General features: G+C 64.8%; 15 protein-coding genes. 10 read left to right on the top strand and 5 right to left on the bottom strand.

Features of this window, described 5'->3' with window-relative positions:
• The first annotated feature begins 169 nt into the window (after positions 1 to 169).
• From RAD15_RS30280 to RAD15_RS30270, 3 genes are read left to right on the top strand one after another with little or no spacing between them, the layout of a single operon-like run.
• On the top strand, positions 170 to 712 hold the full coding sequence (locus tag RAD15_RS30280; protein ID WP_458181915.1) for an OsmC family protein: 543 nt from the start codon (positions 170 to 172) through the stop codon (positions 710 to 712).
• Positions 713 to 749: 37 nt separating this feature from the next.
• Complete coding sequence (locus RAD15_RS30275) at positions 750 to 1,883, top strand: acyl-CoA dehydrogenase family protein (RefSeq protein WP_458181914.1); 1,134 nt, start codon at positions 750 to 752, stop codon at positions 1,881 to 1,883.
• Positions 1,884 to 1,943: 60 nt separating this feature from the next.
• Positions 1,944 to 2,822, top strand: coding sequence for a sulfurtransferase (locus tag RAD15_RS30270; protein ID WP_458181912.1), 879 nt, complete (start codon positions 1,944 to 1,946; stop codon positions 2,820 to 2,822).
• An 11-nt stretch (positions 2,823 to 2,833) separates the two neighbouring features.
• On the opposite strand, the gene RAD15_RS30265 is transcribed toward RAD15_RS30270, so the two are convergent.
• A complete protein-coding gene (locus RAD15_RS30265; protein ID WP_458181911.1) occupies positions 2,834 to 4,759 on the bottom strand; it encodes a sigma 54-interacting transcriptional regulator in 1,926 nt (641 codons plus the stop codon).
• A 160-nt stretch (positions 4,760 to 4,919) separates the two neighbouring features.
• Between RAD15_RS30265 and RAD15_RS30260 the strand changes: the two genes are divergently transcribed.
• From RAD15_RS30260 to cynS, 4 genes are all read left to right on the top strand, one after another.
• Positions 4,920 to 6,302, top strand: a complete 1,383-nt coding sequence (locus RAD15_RS30260) for a CmpA/NrtA family ABC transporter substrate-binding protein (protein WP_458181910.1) — start codon at positions 4,920 to 4,922, stop codon at positions 6,300 to 6,302.
• 151 nt (positions 6,303 to 6,453) lie between these two features.
• Positions 6,454 to 7,293, top strand: coding sequence for a nitrate ABC transporter permease (ntrB, locus tag RAD15_RS30255; RefSeq protein WP_458181908.1), 840 nt, complete (start codon positions 6,454 to 6,456; stop codon positions 7,291 to 7,293).
• A 5-nt stretch (positions 7,294 to 7,298) separates the two neighbouring features.
• Positions 7,299 to 8,219 carry an ABC transporter ATP-binding protein gene (locus tag RAD15_RS30250; protein WP_458181906.1) on the top strand — a complete coding sequence of 307 codons (921 nt, stop codon included), beginning with the start codon at positions 7,299 to 7,301 and terminating at the stop codon, positions 8,217 to 8,219.
• Positions 8,220 to 8,292: 73 nt separating this feature from the next.
• Positions 8,293 to 8,781: a cyanase gene (gene cynS, locus RAD15_RS30245; RefSeq protein ID WP_458181905.1), complete on the top strand. Its 489-nt coding sequence runs from the start codon at positions 8,293 to 8,295 to the stop codon at positions 8,779 to 8,781.
• 62 nt (positions 8,782 to 8,843) lie between these two features.
• On the opposite strand, the gene purB is transcribed toward cynS, so the two are convergent.
• Both purB and RAD15_RS30235 read right to left on the bottom strand, forming a co-directional pair.
• Positions 8,844 to 10,283, bottom strand: coding sequence for an adenylosuccinate lyase (purB, locus tag RAD15_RS30240; protein ID WP_458181903.1), 1,440 nt, complete (start codon positions 10,281 to 10,283; stop codon positions 8,844 to 8,846).
• Between the two features lie 128 nt (positions 10,284 to 10,411).
• Positions 10,412 to 11,224 (bottom strand): isocitrate lyase/PEP mutase family protein, encoded by an 813-nt coding sequence (locus tag RAD15_RS30235; protein ID WP_458181901.1) that lies wholly within the window; start codon positions 11,222 to 11,224, stop codon positions 10,412 to 10,414.
• A 109-nt stretch (positions 11,225 to 11,333) separates the two neighbouring features.
• On the opposite strand from RAD15_RS30235, the gene RAD15_RS30230 reads away from it, so the two are divergent.
• Positions 11,334 to 12,248, top strand: coding sequence for a LysR family transcriptional regulator (locus RAD15_RS30230; protein WP_458181900.1), 915 nt, complete (start codon positions 11,334 to 11,336; stop codon positions 12,246 to 12,248).
• Between the two features lie 49 nt (positions 12,249 to 12,297).
• Here the strand turns inward: RAD15_RS30230 and RAD15_RS30225 are convergent, their stop codons facing one another.
• Positions 12,298 to 12,621 (bottom strand): DUF1476 domain-containing protein, encoded by a 324-nt coding sequence (locus tag RAD15_RS30225; protein ID WP_458181898.1) that lies wholly within the window; start codon positions 12,619 to 12,621, stop codon positions 12,298 to 12,300.
• Positions 12,622 to 12,952: 331 nt separating this feature from the next.
• On the opposite strand from RAD15_RS30225, the gene purC reads away from it, so the two are divergent.
• A complete protein-coding gene (purC, locus tag RAD15_RS30220; RefSeq protein ID WP_173015815.1) occupies positions 12,953 to 13,720 on the top strand; it encodes a phosphoribosylaminoimidazolesuccinocarboxamide synthase in 768 nt (255 codons plus the stop codon).
• A gap of 13 nt (positions 13,721 to 13,733) precedes the next feature.
• Positions 13,734 to 13,973: a phosphoribosylformylglycinamidine synthase subunit PurS gene (gene purS / locus RAD15_RS30215; RefSeq protein WP_148773046.1), complete on the top strand. Its 240-nt coding sequence runs from the start codon at positions 13,734 to 13,736 to the stop codon at positions 13,971 to 13,973.
• Positions 13,974 to 14,034: 61 nt separating this feature from the next.
• Here purS and RAD15_RS30210 read toward each other — a convergent pair whose 3' ends face one another.
• Positions 14,035 to 15,051, bottom strand: a complete 1,017-nt coding sequence (locus RAD15_RS30210; protein ID WP_458181896.1) for a magnesium and cobalt transport protein CorA — start codon at positions 15,049 to 15,051, stop codon at positions 14,035 to 14,037.
• Between the last annotated feature and the right edge of the window lie 144 nt (positions 15,052 to 15,195).

Genomic DNA, 15,195 nt, shown 5'->3' with positions numbered 1-15,195 from the left:
CCCATCTGCATCGCCTTTGAGCACGAGGCGGCTGATCAATCCGCAGGCAGCGATCGCTAACCGGCTCCAATGCTTCGCGTTTTGTTTTTGGCTTCGTCTGGCACGCTCCATGCAAGGAAACAGACCGTTCGGTATCCTGCCGATTTCCACTTCTGCCAGGGAGAAGATGATGACTGCCGTCGTTCAGAAGACAGTGCTGACGGGTTGCCTCGCGCCCATCGACAAGAATGGCCTCGAGCAACTGATCGCGAGCGGCAAGGCCAATCCGAAGGTGATCAAGACCTTGAAATGCAAGACCGTCGCGGAAGGCAAATTCCGCCACGCCAACTTCATTCGCAATCTGCCGCCCTACATCGTCGACGAGCCGCCGGGGCTTCTGGGCGACGACACTGCGCCCAACCCGTCGGAGGCCTCGCTCGCCGCGCTCGGCTCCTGCCTCGCCGTCGGCCTGCATGCCAATGCCGTGCATCGCGGCTGGATCGTCAACAAGCTCGAGCTCGAGCTCGAGGGCGACCTCAACATCACCGCGGTCTGGGGCACCGGCGACATGTCGGACAAGCCGGTCGGCTTCACCGACGTGCGCGTCAAGGTCGACATGGAATGCGAGGGCATCTCGCCGGACGAGATCAACGCGCTGGTCGCTCATGTGAAGAAATGGTCGCCGGTCGCGAACACCTTCACCCGCCCCGTCAATCTCGAGGTCGGCATCTGAGCTGACGGCAACAGGACACAAGGTGCGGGAGACGATCATGGGTTCACTGGCTTTATCGCGGACCGAAATTCTGGATCAGCCCGCACCGTCCATTGCAGGCGAGGTGGCGCGGATCGCGCGCGAGGATCTCGCGCCGCTTGCCGCCGGCGTCGACGACGGCTCGGTCTATCCGGCCGAGGTGCTGCGCAAGTTCGGCGAGGCCGGCGCCTGGGGCAGTCACGTGCCTCACGAAGGCCCGGCCGATTTGCGCTGCGCCATCCAGGCGATGGCGGCGATCGGTGAAGTCTGCGGCGCCACGGCCTTCATGGCTTGGTGCCAGAACACGCTGGTCTGGTACGCGGCGAACTCGACCAATCTGAAGCTGGCAAAACGCTTCGGCGATGCCTTCTCCACCGGCCGCGTGCTCGGTGGCACCGGGCTCTCCAACCCGATGAAGAGCTTCTTCGGCATCGAGAAGCTGAAACTGAAGGGGCGCAAGGTCGAGGGCGGCTACATCGTGCGCGGCGCGCTGCCCTGGGTCTCCAATCTCGGACCCGACCATTATTTTGGCACCATTTTTGAGCGCGAGGACGATCAGGGCATCGCAAGTGGCGAGCCCGGCACCGTCATGTTTCTCGCCGACTGCTCCGACCCCGCGATCACGCTGACGCCGTGCAAGCCGTTCCTCGCCATGGACGGCACCGGCACTTACGGCGTGCAGTTCCGCGACGCCTTCGTGCCGGATGAGCTGATCCTGGCCGATCCGGCCGGTCCCTTCGTCAAGAAGATCCGCGCCGGCTTCATCCTGCTCCAGGCCGGCATGGCGCTCGGCGTGATCGGCGACTGCATCAACATCATGGACGAGGTCGGCGGTTCGCTCGGCCACGTCAACCGCTACCTGCCGCAGCAGCCGGTGCATTTCCGCGATCTCGCCGCCGAGCTCGAGGCCGAGACCATGGCGCTGGCGCGCGATCCCTACAACGAGGAGGAGACCTATTGGCGCAAGGTGATCGCGCTGCGCCTGCGCGCCGGCGAGGCCAGCGTCGCGGCGGCGCATGCGGCGATGCTGCATTGTGGCGCGCGCGGCTACCTGAAGAGCCACCGCGCGCAGCGGCGCCTGCGCGAGGCCTATTTCGTCGCGATCGTCACGCCCGCCACCAAGCAACTGCGCAAGATGCTCGCCGATAGCTGATTTTCCAGAGTCCACCCCAAGACGACCCTAGAGACCCCCAACCTCAACGGAGAGGCTGCCATGACTGACGTTCTGATCACTGCCGTCGAACTTGCCGATCTCTTGAAGAGCGAACCGTGTGTCGTCATCGACACCCGCAATCCCGATGCCTACGCCGCCGGCCATCTGCCCAACGCCGTGAACGTGCACGAGATCTTCACGTTCCTCGCGACCTCGACGCCCGAGGGCATGGCGGAGCTGAAGACGAAATTCGTCGACGCGTTCGGCGGCGCTGGTCTCTCCGGCAAGGAGACGGCGGTGATCTACGAGCAGTCGATGAACTCGGGCTTCGGCCAGTCCTGCCGCGGCTATTACCTGCTCACCATGCTCGGCTATCCCAAGGTCAAGGTGCTGCATGGCGGCTTCGATGCCTGGTCGGCCGCGGGCTTCCCGGTGACGAAGGACGTGCCGGCGCCGGCCAAGGCTTCGTTCGCGATCGTGCCAGAGGCGGGCGAGATCCTGATCGATGCGAAGGCTATGCTTGCCGCCGTCGGCAAGCCCGGCATCGCGATTCTCGACGTGCGCGACGTCGATGAGTGGATCGGCGACAGCTCGTCTCCGTACGGCAAGGATTTCTGCCCGCGCAAGGGCCGCATTCCCGGCGCGGTGTGGCTGGAATGGTACCGCATGATGAAGCCGACCGCCGAAGGCCCGCGCTTCAAGTCCAAGGACGAGATTTTGGCCGAATGCGCCACCGTCGGCATCTCGACGACGACGCCGGTCTATCTCTACTGCTTCAAGGGCGCGCGCGCCTCGAACACCTTCCTCGCGCTCAAGAACGCCGGCGTGAAGGATGTGCGGATGTATTTCGGCTCCTGGAACGAATGGTCGCGCGATCCGTCGCTGCCGATCGAGCAGGGCTTGCCGATTGCAGTGGAGATGACGACCAAGGCGGCGTGAGCGCCGTGCGATCACATGGCCCGCGGACGAGGCGCAATCCCGAGCGCCTTGATCCGCGAGGCCAGCGTGGTCGGTTTGATATCCAGCATTTCCGCCGCGCCGCCGGGGCCGAAGACTTTTCCTGCGCAGGCCTCGAGCGCGGCGAGAATGTTGGCGCGCTCGTGATCGCGCATCTCCGATGAGGTCATGACCGAAGGCCGCGCGTCGGCCTTCGGACGTGCGGCGCCGTTCGGAGCTTGCGCGCCGGAGGCGTCGGGCAGATCGATGCGCAGGCGGCCGTTCTGCGACAGGATCGCCGCGCGCTCGATCACGTTCTGCAACTCGCGGACGTTGCCGGGCCAGTCGTAACGGGTCAGCCGCCGCGCATCGCCCTCCGACAGGCGCAAATTCGACTTCAGCGCCTTGCTCTCGCGCGTCAGGAAATGCTGGGCGAGCAGGGGAATATCCTCGCGCCGTTCGCGCAAGGGGACGCTCTCGATCGGGAACACGTTGAGACGGAAATAGAGGTCCTCGCGAAAGCGGCCGCGCTGGACCTCCTGCTTGAGATCGCGATTGGTCGCGGCGATGACGCGGACGTCGACCGCGCGCGTGCGCTCCTGGCCGACACGCTCGAAATGGCCCTCCTGCAACACCCGCAGCAGCTTGCCCTGGAGCTCGAGCGGGATCTCGCCGACCTCGTCGAGGAACAGCGTGCCGCCGTCGGCGAGCTCGAAGCGGCCGATGCGGTCGCGCGTCGCGCCGGTGAAGGCGCCGCGGACATGGCCGAAGAACTCGCTCTCGAACAATTCGCGCGGGATCGCGGCGCAGTTGACCCTGATCAGCGGCCGGTCGCTGCGCGTGGAGGCTTCGTGGATGGCGCGCGCGATCAGCTCCTTGCCGGTGCCGGATTCGCCGGTGATCATCACCGCCGCGGTGGTCGGCGCCACCAGCTTGACCTGGCGCAGCGTCTGCTGGACCGCCTCGCTTTGACCGATGATGCCGCGGGGATTGGTCTCGATGCGGATCTCTTCCTGGAGATAGGCGTTTTCGAGCTCGAGCCGCTCGCGCAGGCGGTCCACCTCGGCGAGCGCGGCGTGCAGCTTCTCGTCGGCCTCGCGGCGCTGGCTGACGTCGCGAAACACCACGACGGCACCGACCACCACGCCGCGGTCGCGGATCGGGGTCGAGGTGTATTCGACCCAGGCCGGCGAGCCGTCCTTGCGCCAGAACACCTCGCCGTCGACCTGGTGCACGGCGCCGTCGCGGAACGCCGCATAGATCGGGCAGTCATGGTTGTGATAGTGCCGGCCATCATGATGGGTGTGGTGCATGATCGGGTGGATCTCCTTGCCCACCAGCTCGTCGGCGGTCCAGCCCAGCATCCGCTCCGCCGCGGGATTGACGAAGGTGGTCTTGCCTTCGGCATTGACGCCATAGATGCCTTCGCCGGCGGCGCGCAGGATCAATTGGTTCTCGCGCTCGATGTCCTGGAAAACGCGCTCGACCCGCTGCCAGGTCGATATGCCGCCGCGCATGTGGTCCTCGGCGGCGGCATCGACATTGCGCCGGCGGCGCGCTTCGAGGTCGGTGAGGGTGAGCAGCACCAGCGTGCGGCCGTCATGGGGCAGGACGCAGCCGGCATATTCCAGCCTGAGATCTTGTCCGGTGGCGTGGCGGGGGGTGAGCGTCGTGGTCCAGTAGGCGCCCTTGTGCAGCACGGCCTGGGTGAACACGGTCAGCGCTGGAATCTGGCCGGCGTGAAGCGTGCTGGCCGTGCTCTGACGCAACAGCGCGCGATCGTAGCCGAGCAGGGTGCAGGCGGCCGGATTGGCGTCGATGATCTGGTCGCCATAGGGATCGACCAGCAGCATCGCCTCGACCGAGGATTCGAAGGCCGCGACACGCGGGTCGATGGTCTCGGCCATGTCGTCGGTGCCCGGCATTGGCGTCGTTGCCATTACGAAATCTCGTCGTTGGATTACGATTTTTCGTTTATCACGAGTTTTCGTAGCAACCAAGGGTGACGGAAAGTGCTGCGTCATCAAGGCACTGGCCGGCTGGATAGCCGTGGCATGCTCCTTGCGTAATTCCTCCTCGCAATGACGCGCAGGAGGTCCGATGTCCACGTTCGACAATCCGTTCGATCCCGATCGCAACCTTCGAGCCGGCTGTGCCTGTGGCCAGCACCAATCCGCGGCAGAGCACGAGCAGGCAACGTTGGCGCTGCGCTGTGAGCCCGCCGAGAGCGAGGAGAAGCGGTACGAGGGCGTTGTCGCCTCCGCCGTGATGCGCGCGATGTTTCCGCAGGATCTGGCGCGGCGCGCGTTCCTGAAATCGGTCGGTGCGTCCACCGCGCTGGCGGCGCTGTCGCAATTCTTCCCGCTCAAGACGGCGACCGAGGTCTTTGCGCAGACCGGCGCGCCCGAGAAGAAGGACCTCAAGGTCGGCTTCATCCCGATCACCTGCGCCACGCCGATCATCATGGCGGCGCCGCTGGGCTTCTATGCCAAGCACGGGCTCAATGTTGAAGTGGTCAAGACCGCCGGCTGGGCCGTGATCCGCGACAAGACCATCAACAAGGAATACGACGCCGCGCACATGCTGGCGCCGATGCCCATCGCGATCTCGCTGGGGCTTGGCGCCAATGCCATTCCGTTCGCGGTGCCCGCGATCGAGAACATCAACGGGCAGGGCATCGTGCTGGCGGCCAAGCACAAGGACAAGCGCGACCCGAAGGACTGGAAGGGCCTGAAATTCGCGATTCCCTTCGACTATTCCATGCACAACTACCTGCTGCGGTATTATCTCGCCGAGCACGGGATCGATCCCGATACCGACGTGCAGCTGCGCTCGGTGCCGCCGCCGGAGATGGTCGCGAATTTGCGCGCCGACAACATCGACGGCTTCCTCGCGCCCGACAACATCTGCCAGCGCGCGATCTATGACGGCGTCGGCTTCATGCACCTGTTGTCCAAGGAGATCTGGGACGGCCATCCCTGCTGCAGCTTCGCCGCCAGCCGCGAGTTCATCACGACGGCGCCGAACAGCTTTGCGGCGCTGACGCGCGCCATCGTCGATGCCACCGCCTACGCGTCGAAGGCCGAGAACCGCAAGCAGATTGCGGAGGCCATCGCGCCGGCGAACTACATCAACGCGCCGGTGACGGTGCTGGAGCAGGTCTTGACCGGCACCTATGCCGACGGGCTCGGCGGTGTGAAGACCGACGCCAAGCGGGTCGATTTCGATCCGTTCCCCTGGCAGTCCTTTGCGGTGTGGATGCTGACGCAGATGAAGCGCTGGGGCCAGATCAAGGGCGATGTCGACTACAAGGCGGTGGCCGAACAGGTGTATCTGGCGACCGACACCAAGAAGCTGATGACCGAGATGGGCCTGTCGCCGCCCGCGAGCAGCTACAAGTCGTTTGCGGTGATGGGGAAGACGTTCGATCCGGCCAAGCCGGAGGATTATGTGGCGAGCTTCAAGATCAGGAAGCAGTCGTGATGATGGGCGCCGATCTCGTGTCCCGGACGCGATGCAGCACACAGTGCTGCTTCGCAGAGCCGGGACCCAGTGGGGCCGTATGGGTCCCGGTTCTGCGTCGCATCGCTTCGCGCTGCGCCGCGCCCGGGACACGATACCTGGGATATGCGCAATGACCTCCTCCCTCCGCCTCCGCGCCGGCCTCGTCTCCATCGCCTTGCTGGCCGCATTCCTCGGCATCTGGCATCTCGCCACGCGCTCGACGGCGCCGGTTGCGACGATGAGTCCGGAATATGCCAAGCTGATGGGCCTGACCGCGACGCAGGGCAAATCCGCGATGCCGGGGCCGCTCGACGTCGGCGCAAAGCTCTGGGAACACCTGAAGCGTCCGTTCTACGACAACGGGCCGAACGACAAGGGGCTGGGCATCCAGCTCGCTTATTCCATTGCGCGCGTCGGCACCGGCTATCTGCTGGCGGTGCTCGTGGCGATCCCGCTCGGTTTCCTCATCGGCATGTCGCCGCTGCTCAGCAAGGCACTCGATCCCTTCATCCAGGTGCTCAAACCGATCTCGCCGCTGGCCTGGATGCCGCTGGCGCTCTACACCATCAAGGATTCCTCGATCTCGGCGATCTTCGTCATCTTCATCTGCTCGATCTGGCCGATGCTGCTCAACACCGTGTTCGGCGTGGCAAGCGTCCGCAAGGAATGGATAAACGTCGCGCGCACGCTTGAGGTCGGCACGGTCAGGCGGGCCTTCACCGTGATCCTGCCGGCGGCGGCGCCGACGATCCTCACCGGCATGCGTATCTCGATCGGCATCGCCTGGCTCGTGATCGTCGCGGCCGAAATGCTCGTGGGCGGCACCGGCATCGGCTATTTCGTTTGGAACGAGTGGAACAACCTCTCGATCACCAACGTCATCATCGCGATCCTCCTGATCGGGATCGTCGGCATGCTGCTCGACCAGATCCTCGCGCGCTTCACGCGCATGGTCACCTTTCCGGAGTAGGAGCGATGACCGACAAGTTCATCTCGATCGAGGGCATCGCGAAGCGCTATCCCGGCGCGGGCGGGACCACGACGATCTTCGAGAATCTGTGGCTGTCGATGGCGCGCGGCGAGTTCTGTTGCGTGATCGGCCATTCCGGCTGCGGCAAGACCACGGTGCTCAACATCCTGGCCGGCCTCGACGCGCCGAGCGAGGGCGCCGTCATCGTCGACGGGCAGGCGATTTCAGGCACGAGCCTCGACCGCGCCGTGATCTTCCAGAGCCACGCGCTGCTGCCCTGGCGCACCGTGCTCGGCAACGTCGCCTATGCGGTGAGCTCGAAATGGCGGAGCTGGGATCGCGCCAAGGTCAAGGCGCATGCGCAAACCTTCATCGATCTCGTCGGCCTCACCGGCTCCGAGCACAAGCGGCCGTCGGAACTCTCGGGCGGCATGAAGCAGCGCGTGGGCATTGCGCGCGCGCTGTCGATCACGCCGAAAATGATGCTGATGGACGAGCCGTTCTCGGCGCTGGACGCGCTGACGCGCGGTACGCTCCAGGACGAGGTGCGGCGGATCTGCCTGGAGACCGGGCAGACCGCGTTCATGATCACCCATGACGTCGACGAGGCGATCTATCTCGCCGACAAGATCTTTCTGATGACCAACGGTCCGGGCGCGGTGCTCGCCGAAGTCGTCGAGAACCCGCTGCCGAGGGATCGCGGCCGTACCGATCTGCACCGCCATCCGCTGTATTATGCGCTGCGCAACCACATCATCGATTTCCTGGTGACGCGCAGCAAGACGTTCACCACTGAAAAGCCCGATCACGATCCGCGCAAGGTGCCCGTGGTGCAGATCGGCAAGCCTGGACTGACGATCGCATCAAACGGCGAAGAGCCACGACAGACCTGGGTATCCGGGACCAATCCCGGATTAAGCGCCTGATTTTGTAGACGCATGATCTTCGGAAAGCCGCTTCACGCTTTTCCGGATCATGCTTTTGAAGGGAGACCCTGACATGAAACGCGAAGACCTCACCGAGAAGCTGCTCGACATCAAGCGCGAGAAGGGCTGGAGCTGGAAGCACATCTGCGAGAAGATCGGCGGCTATTCGGAGGTGCTGATCGTCGGCGCGATCATGGGGCAGATGAAGCTGACGAAGCCGCAGGCCGCCAATGCCGCCGAGCTGTTCGGCCTCTCGAAGGCCGAGACCGCGATGCTCAACGAGGTGCCGATGCGCGGCACCGGCACGCCGATGCCGCCGACCGATCCGCTGATCTACCGCTTCTACGAGATGGTGATGGTGAACGGTCCGGCCTGGAAGGCGCTGATCGAGGAAGAATTCGGCGACGGCATCATGTCCGCGATCGACTTCGACATGGGCATCGAGCGCGTCGCCAATCCCAAGGGCGATCGAGTCAAGATCACGATGTCGGGCAAATTCCTGCCGTACAAATATTACGGCGCCAGCGGCAACGTGCCGGAGTACGGATTTAAAGAGGAATAAGAGGGCGCAATGCGAGCAGCGAATGGATTCTTTTCCATTCGCTATTCGCCACGCACCATTCGCTACAGGATCGCGCCCGGCGTGTACTTGGCCGCTTCCGGCTTGGCCTTGGCCAGCGCGTCGACCTGCTCGGCGAAGTGATCGACCTGGGCGGGCGCGTCGCCGGAATTGGCTCGGCCGTGATCGAGTACGCGCTGCAACTCGGCCTCGCTGAGGCCGAGGCGCTGGTCGGCGGCGAGGCGCTGCAAGAGGTCGTTCTGCACGATCTTGCCGGTGCGCAGGTCGCGAATGGCCGCAACCGCATGCTCCTTGATCGCCTCGTGCGCGCCTTCACGGCCGGCGCCCTTCTTCACCGCTTCCATCATCACCGTGGTGGTGAGCAGGAACGGCAAATAGCGGTTGAGCTCGGTGGCGACGACGGCGTCGAACACTTCCATCTGGTCGAGCACCGAGAGCAGGGTTTCGAGCAGGCCGTCCATGGCGAGGAAGGCATCGGGCAGCATGATGCGGCGGACGACCGAGCAGGAAACGTCGCCTTCGTTCCACTGGTCGCCGGCGAGGCCTGCGCCCATCGCGAGATAGCCCTTCAGCACCACATGCAGGCCGTTGATGCGCTCGCAGGAGCGGCTGTTCATCTTGTGCGGCATCGCCGACGAGCCGACCTGGCCCTTGGCAAAGCCCTCGCTGGCGAGCTCGTGGCCCGCCATCAGGCGCAGCGTCTTGGCGAAGCTGCCGGGACCGCTGGCGAGATCGACCAGCACGCTGACCGCGCGGAAATCGAGGCTGCGCGGATAGACCTGGCCGACGGCGTCAAAACTCCTGGGCAGGCCGAGGTGAACGAGAATGCGTTGTTCGAGCGCACGGGCCTTGCCGGCATCGCCGTTGAACAGGGTGATCTGGTCGAGCCGCGTGCCCACCGCGCCCTTCAGGCCGCGCGCGGGATAGGTATCCAGCACATTTACGAGGCTCTGGTGCGCCAGCAGCATCTCCTCGCCGAACATCGCGATGCGCTTGCCGAGCGTGGTGACCTGCGCGGCGACGTTATGCGTGCGGGCCGTGAAGGGGATGTCGCGCAACTGCTTTGCGTGCCTGGCAAAACGGATCAGCGCGGCGATGCTCTTGGTCTCGATCAGCTGGAGCCCGCGGTAGACCTGCAGCTGCTCCACGTTCTCGGTGAGGTCGCGGCTGGTCATGCCCTTGTGCAGGTGCTCGTGACCGGCGAGATCGCAGAACTCCTCGATGCGCGCCTTGACGTCGTGGCGGGTGATCCGCTCGCGCCGCATGATGGAGGCCAGATCGATCTGGTCCCTCACGCGCTCATAGCTTTCGATCACGCCGTCCGGCACGGCAATGCCGAGATCGCGCTGGGCCTTCAGCACGGCGATCCAATAGTCGCGCTCGAGGCGGACCTTGCCTTCGCCGCTCCAGATGGCGCGCATGGCGGGCGAGGCATAGCGTTCGGCGAGGACGTTCGAGATGTGATCCTGGGTCATGGCGCTCATTTGGCATTGCCGGGGGCCGACTGCAAGCCGCGAGCCGGCCCCGGGGCGCCATCATGGCACATCCGTCCACATTCCTCCCCTGCCGGTCCGAGGCGGCGCCAGCATGTTCCGGGCTGGCCGGGCGGCGGTCAGCCAAACGCCGCCCGCACCTCCTTGATCGGCGCCATCTCGCGAACATAGGTGAAGGCGCCCTGATCCTTCATTTCGCGGGCGCATTTGAGGAACGCCGCAAGGGCCACGCGGGCCATGGCGCCGCCCACGCTGATGCGCTTGACGCCGGCCTCCGCGATCTGCTCGACGGTCAGCGTCGGATCGGCAAAGCCCATCACCAGGTTGAACGGCTTCTTCACCGACGAGGCGACGGTGCGGATGGTGTCGATGTCGTGGACCCCCGGCGAATACAGCACGTCGGCGCCGGCGGCCTCGAAGGCCTGCAGCCGCCGGATCGTGTCGTCGAGATCGTTCTTGCCCTTGAGCAGGTTCTCGGCGCGGGCCGTCAGCATGAACGGGAAGGGCAGCGCGCGCGCCGCCTCGACGGCGGCCTGCACGCGTTCGACCGCGAGCTGGAAATCGTAGATCGGCTTGCGGGGATCGCCGGTGAAATCCTCGATCGAGCCGCCGACGCAGCCGGCCTCCGCCGCGCGCGTGATGGCTTTCGCCGCGGTCCTGGGATCATCGGCACCGCAATTTTCGAGATCGGCATTGACGGGAAGGTCGGTCGCCTCGGCGATGACCCGGCAGTTCTCGATGATGGCGTCGAGGCTGACGGTCGTGCTGCCGAGGGTGTTGGCAAGGCCAAGGCTCGTCGTCGCCAGCGCCTCGAACCCCATCGACGCCAGCAGTTTTGCGGTGCCGGCATCCCAGGGGTTCGGGATGATGAAGGCGCCGGGGCGCTGATGCAGTTCGCGAAATCGTGCTGCCTTGTCGGCCTGGGTGCGCATGAGGGCTCCTGTCGGTCTGCTGTCGCGGCAGCAGCGATAGGGCGGTTTCCTCCATCAGACAAATTTGTTATTTCTCTCGATATCATCAGCTTTTTGCATGAGGTCCGGCATGGACAGCGACGCGCTGAACACGTTCCTGGTGGTGCATCGTCGCGGCGGCATCTCGAACGCCGCGAAGGCGCTGCACCGCTCGCAGCCGGCGATCTCACGGCGCATCGCGCTTCTGGAGCAGGAGCTCGGCGTGCCCCTGTTCGAGCGGGTCGCGGGCAAGACGCGGCTCAGCGATGCCGGCCGCGTCATGGTGCCCTATGCCGAACGTGCGGTGGCGGCGGCGCAGGACGCCGAGAACGCGGTGCGCGCGCTGCTGCGCGACAGCGCCGGGCCGGTCTCGCTGGCGGTGACCGGCACGCTCGCGGGCGGCAGGCTCTCCCGGGTGCTGAAACGCTTCGCCGCCCGGCATCGCGATGTCGCGCTGACGCTGCGCACGGCGACCAGCGCCGAGGTCAGCGATCTCATCCGGCGTGGGGAGGCGACCATCGGCCTGCGCTACGACCGCGACCGTTCGGCGGATCTGGATTGCGAGTTGCTGTTTGCCGAGCCGCTGCAGGTGGTGTGCGCGCCGGATCATCCGCTGGCGGGCAAGCGGGTGGCGAAGCTCGCTGATCTCGGCGGCGAGAAATGGATCGCGTTTCCGGAAGTGCCGGGACGCCGCGAGATCACGGCCTCGCACGTCTTCGCGCTGTTCAAGACCGCAGGGTTCGGCGAGATCGAATGGACGGCGGTCGACAGCCTCACCGCGCAGAAGCGCCTGGTCGAAGCCGGTTTCGGCATCGCATTGCTGTCACAGAGCAACGCGGCAGAGGAATTGGGGGCGGGCACGATCGCGACGGTCCGCGTCGGCAATCTCACCGCAACTCACGACGTCGTCGCGGTGGTCAGGCGCGACGGCTTCCTGAGTGCCGCCTCGCGGCGCCTCCTGGACATCATCCGGCGGGAGTTTTCGGGAAAGCGCGCGGCGAGGTAGCGAACGGAATTGCTCCCTTCGCCACCCGCCATTGGACTATTTATGGGGTCTATTTCCCGGCCTTCACATCGGCCGCGGCGACAGCGAGCAGCTCGCTCATCTTGGCGCGAATCGCCTGTTCGGTGACGGCGACGCTCTTGGCGGCGAAATCGCCCGTGATCTTGCGCAGGACGTCGGCATCGCCGGCTTCCTCGAAATCGGCCGCGACGACCTCCTTGGCATAGGCAGTGGCGGCATCGCCGGTGATTCCGAGCTTTTCGGCCGCCCACAGCCCGAGCAGCCGGTTGCGGCGGGCTTCGGCCTTGAATTTCTGCTCCTCGTCGAGGGCGAATTTCTTCTCGAAACCTTCCTCGCGCTTGTTGATCTCGCTCATGCCTTTTCCAATTCCCTGCTGACTGGACCCGGCCGCCCTCGTTGCGATGGCGCCGGCGCATGCCTAGATAAGGAGCACGAATCGGCAAAACAACGGGCCGTTAAGCCGCAGGCAAGACGGTATAAGTTGGTGCCGGACGGCCGGATCGATTGTGCTCGGTCAGCCAATCGGATAGGTTGCCTGAAGGCTTGGTTCCCGTTCTGTTTCCTTGGTGTTTCCTTGGGTTATAGATGGGTTCCCTGCTGTTCACGGCAGCTCCGCTGTGGGTCGTAATCCTAGTCAACCGGAGCACACCAAATTCATGGATTTCAACAAAACACGGTACATCCCCATGAGCCGTCGGCGTCGCATTTATGAAGGCAAGGCAAAGGTTCTGTATGAAGGTCCCGAGCCCGGTACCCTGATCCAGCACTTCAAGGATGACGCGACCGCGTTCAATGCGAAAAAGCATCAGGTGATCGAGGGCAAGGGTGTCCTCAACAACCGGATCTCGGAGTACCTGTTTCAGCACCTCAACGACATCGGGGTGCCGACCCACTTCATCCGCCGCCTCAACATGCGCGAGCAGTTGATTCGCGAGGTCGAGATCGTGCCGCTGGAAGTGGTGGTGCGGAACGTCGCCGCCGGCTCGCTGTCGCAGCGCCTCGGCATCGAGGAGGGCACGCAGCTGCCCCGTTCGATCATCGAATTCTACTACAAGAACGACCAGCTCAACGACCCCATGGTGTCGGAAGAGCACATCACCGCCTTCGGCTGGGCGACGCCCCAGGAGATCGACGACATCATGGCGCTCGCCATCCGCGTCAACGATTTCCTCACCGGTCTCTTCCTCGGCATCGGCATCCGCCTCGTCGATTTCAAGATGGAGTGCGGCCGCCTGTTCGAGAACGAGATGATGCGGATCATCGTCGCCGACGAGATCTCGCCGGATAGCTGCCGTCTGTGGGACATCAAGTCGAACGAGAAGCTCGACAAGGACCGCTTCCGCAGGGATCTCGGCGGCCTGCTCGAGGCCTATACCGAAGTCGCAAAGCGTCTCGGCATCCTCATGGAGAACGAGCGTCCGCAGGGCTCTGGCCCGGTGCTGGTGAAGAGCTGAAGAGGATTTTGACGTGAAGGCACGTGTCACCGTTACCTTGAAGACGGGCATCCTCGATCCGCAGGGCAAGGCCATCGAAGGCGCGCTGAAGTCGCTCGGCGTCGACGGCGTCGCCAGCGTCCGCCAGGGCAAGGTATTCGACATCGAGCTCGCCGGCGCGGACAAGGCCAAGGCCGAGGCGGCGCTGAAGGACGCCGCCGACAAGCTGCTGGCGAACACCGTGATCGAGAATTATCGGGTCGAGATCGTCTAGGCCCGCCTGTAGTCGTAGCCCGGATTTCGCTTTGCTCCATCCGGGCTACGAAGCAATTCGCTCACAACCACCCGACGCGCCGAAAGCGCCAATACAGCGCGGCGCACGCCGTCAGCATGACGCCGAGCAGCATGTAGTAGCCGTACTCCCAGTCCAGTTCCGGCATGTGCTTGAAGTTCATGCCGTAGATGCCGGCGAGCGCGGTCGGGATGGCGATGATCGCCAGCCACGAGGCGAGCTTCTTCGACACCGCCGTTTCCTGCGCCTGGCCGACCAAGAGGCTGGCCTCGAAGGCGAAGGCCAGCACCTCGCGCATGGAATCGATGCGCTCCTGGATGTTGCGGACGTGGTCGGTGACGTCGCGGAACAGCGGCTGCATGGCCTGCCGCACCATCGACAGCTCGTCATGCTCGAGACGGCGGCACACCTCCACCAGCGGCCCGATGGCGTTGCGCAGCCGCAGGAGGTCACGGCGCAGCATATAAAGCCGCTCGATCTGCGCCTTGGTGATCGCGTGCGCGAGCACGTCGTCCTCGATCTCCTCGACCTCTTCGTGAATGCTCTCGAGCACGGGCGAGTAATTGTCGACGATGAAATCGAGGATGGCATAGAGGATGTAGTCCTCGCCGCGCGCGAGCGCCCGCGGGCAGCTTTCGCAGCGTTCGCGCACCGGCGTATAGGACGTTGAAGCGCCGTGGCGCACCGAGACCAGATAGCCGTCGCCGACGAAGATGTGGGTTTCGCCGAAGGCGATCCGGCCCTCGATCAGTTGCGCGGTGCGCGCCACGATGAACAGGGCCTCGCCATATTGCTCGATCTTCGGCCGCTGATGGGCGTGGTCGGCGTCCTCGATCGCGAGCTCGTGCAGGTCGAACTGCTTCTGGACCGCGCCGAGCAGCGCCATGTCGGGCTCGTGCAGGCCGATCCAGACCACGTGGCCGGGCTTGGCCCGCCAGCTCGAGGCCTCGCTGATGGCGATATTGGCGACGCGCCGGCCGTCGACATAGGCGCCGGCGGCGACGATGCCCTCGGTGGATACCGGCTCGGAGGGGGATGCGGGCAGCGACGGGACATTCATGGCTTCGATCCCGGGTAAATCGCGCGGCGAGGTGCCGTGGCTATGGCCTGTGCACAAGGCGGTCCGGCGAGGCTAGCACTGGTAAAATCCTCGTCAAATGGCTATGTCTCCTCACGAATTGGCCCGTCGGCCAGCCCCGATTCC

The sequence above is a fragment of the Bradyrhizobium sp. 14AA genome (assembly GCF_054185205.1).
Note: the sequence above shows the minus strand (reverse complement) of the source record. Positions and strands in the feature narration are given on the sequence as shown.

Coding starts and splice junctions, on each gene's coding strand:
- RAD15_RS30280 (WP_458181915.1), top strand. CDS start 170: ATGACTGCCGTCGTTCAGAAGACAGTGCTGACGGGTTGCCTCGCGCCC.
- RAD15_RS30275 (WP_458181914.1), top strand. CDS start 750: ATGGGTTCACTGGCTTTATCGCGGACCGAAATTCTGGATCAGCCCGCA.
- RAD15_RS30270 (WP_458181912.1), top strand. CDS start 1,944: ATGACTGACGTTCTGATCACTGCCGTCGAACTTGCCGATCTCTTGAAG.
- RAD15_RS30265 (WP_458181911.1), bottom strand. CDS start 4,759: ATGGCAACGACGCCAATGCCGGGCACCGACGACATGGCCGAGACCATC.
- RAD15_RS30260 (WP_458181910.1), top strand. CDS start 4,920: ATGTCCACGTTCGACAATCCGTTCGATCCCGATCGCAACCTTCGAGCC.
- ntrB (WP_458181908.1), top strand. CDS start 6,454: ATGACCTCCTCCCTCCGCCTCCGCGCCGGCCTCGTCTCCATCGCCTTG.
- RAD15_RS30250 (WP_458181906.1), top strand. CDS start 7,299: ATGACCGACAAGTTCATCTCGATCGAGGGCATCGCGAAGCGCTATCCC.
- cynS (WP_458181905.1), top strand. CDS start 8,293: ATGAAACGCGAAGACCTCACCGAGAAGCTGCTCGACATCAAGCGCGAG.
- purB (WP_458181903.1), bottom strand. CDS start 10,283: ATGAGCGCCATGACCCAGGATCACATCTCGAACGTCCTCGCCGAACGC.
- RAD15_RS30235 (WP_458181901.1), bottom strand. CDS start 11,224: ATGCGCACCCAGGCCGACAAGGCAGCACGATTTCGCGAACTGCATCAG.
- RAD15_RS30230 (WP_458181900.1), top strand. CDS start 11,334: ATGGACAGCGACGCGCTGAACACGTTCCTGGTGGTGCATCGTCGCGGC.
- RAD15_RS30225 (WP_458181898.1), bottom strand. CDS start 12,621: ATGAGCGAGATCAACAAGCGCGAGGAAGGTTTCGAGAAGAAATTCGCC.
- purC (WP_173015815.1), top strand. CDS start 12,953: ATGAGCCGTCGGCGTCGCATTTATGAAGGCAAGGCAAAGGTTCTGTAT.
- RAD15_RS30210 (WP_458181896.1), bottom strand. CDS start 15,051: ATGAATGTCCCGTCGCTGCCCGCATCCCCCTCCGAGCCGGTATCCACC.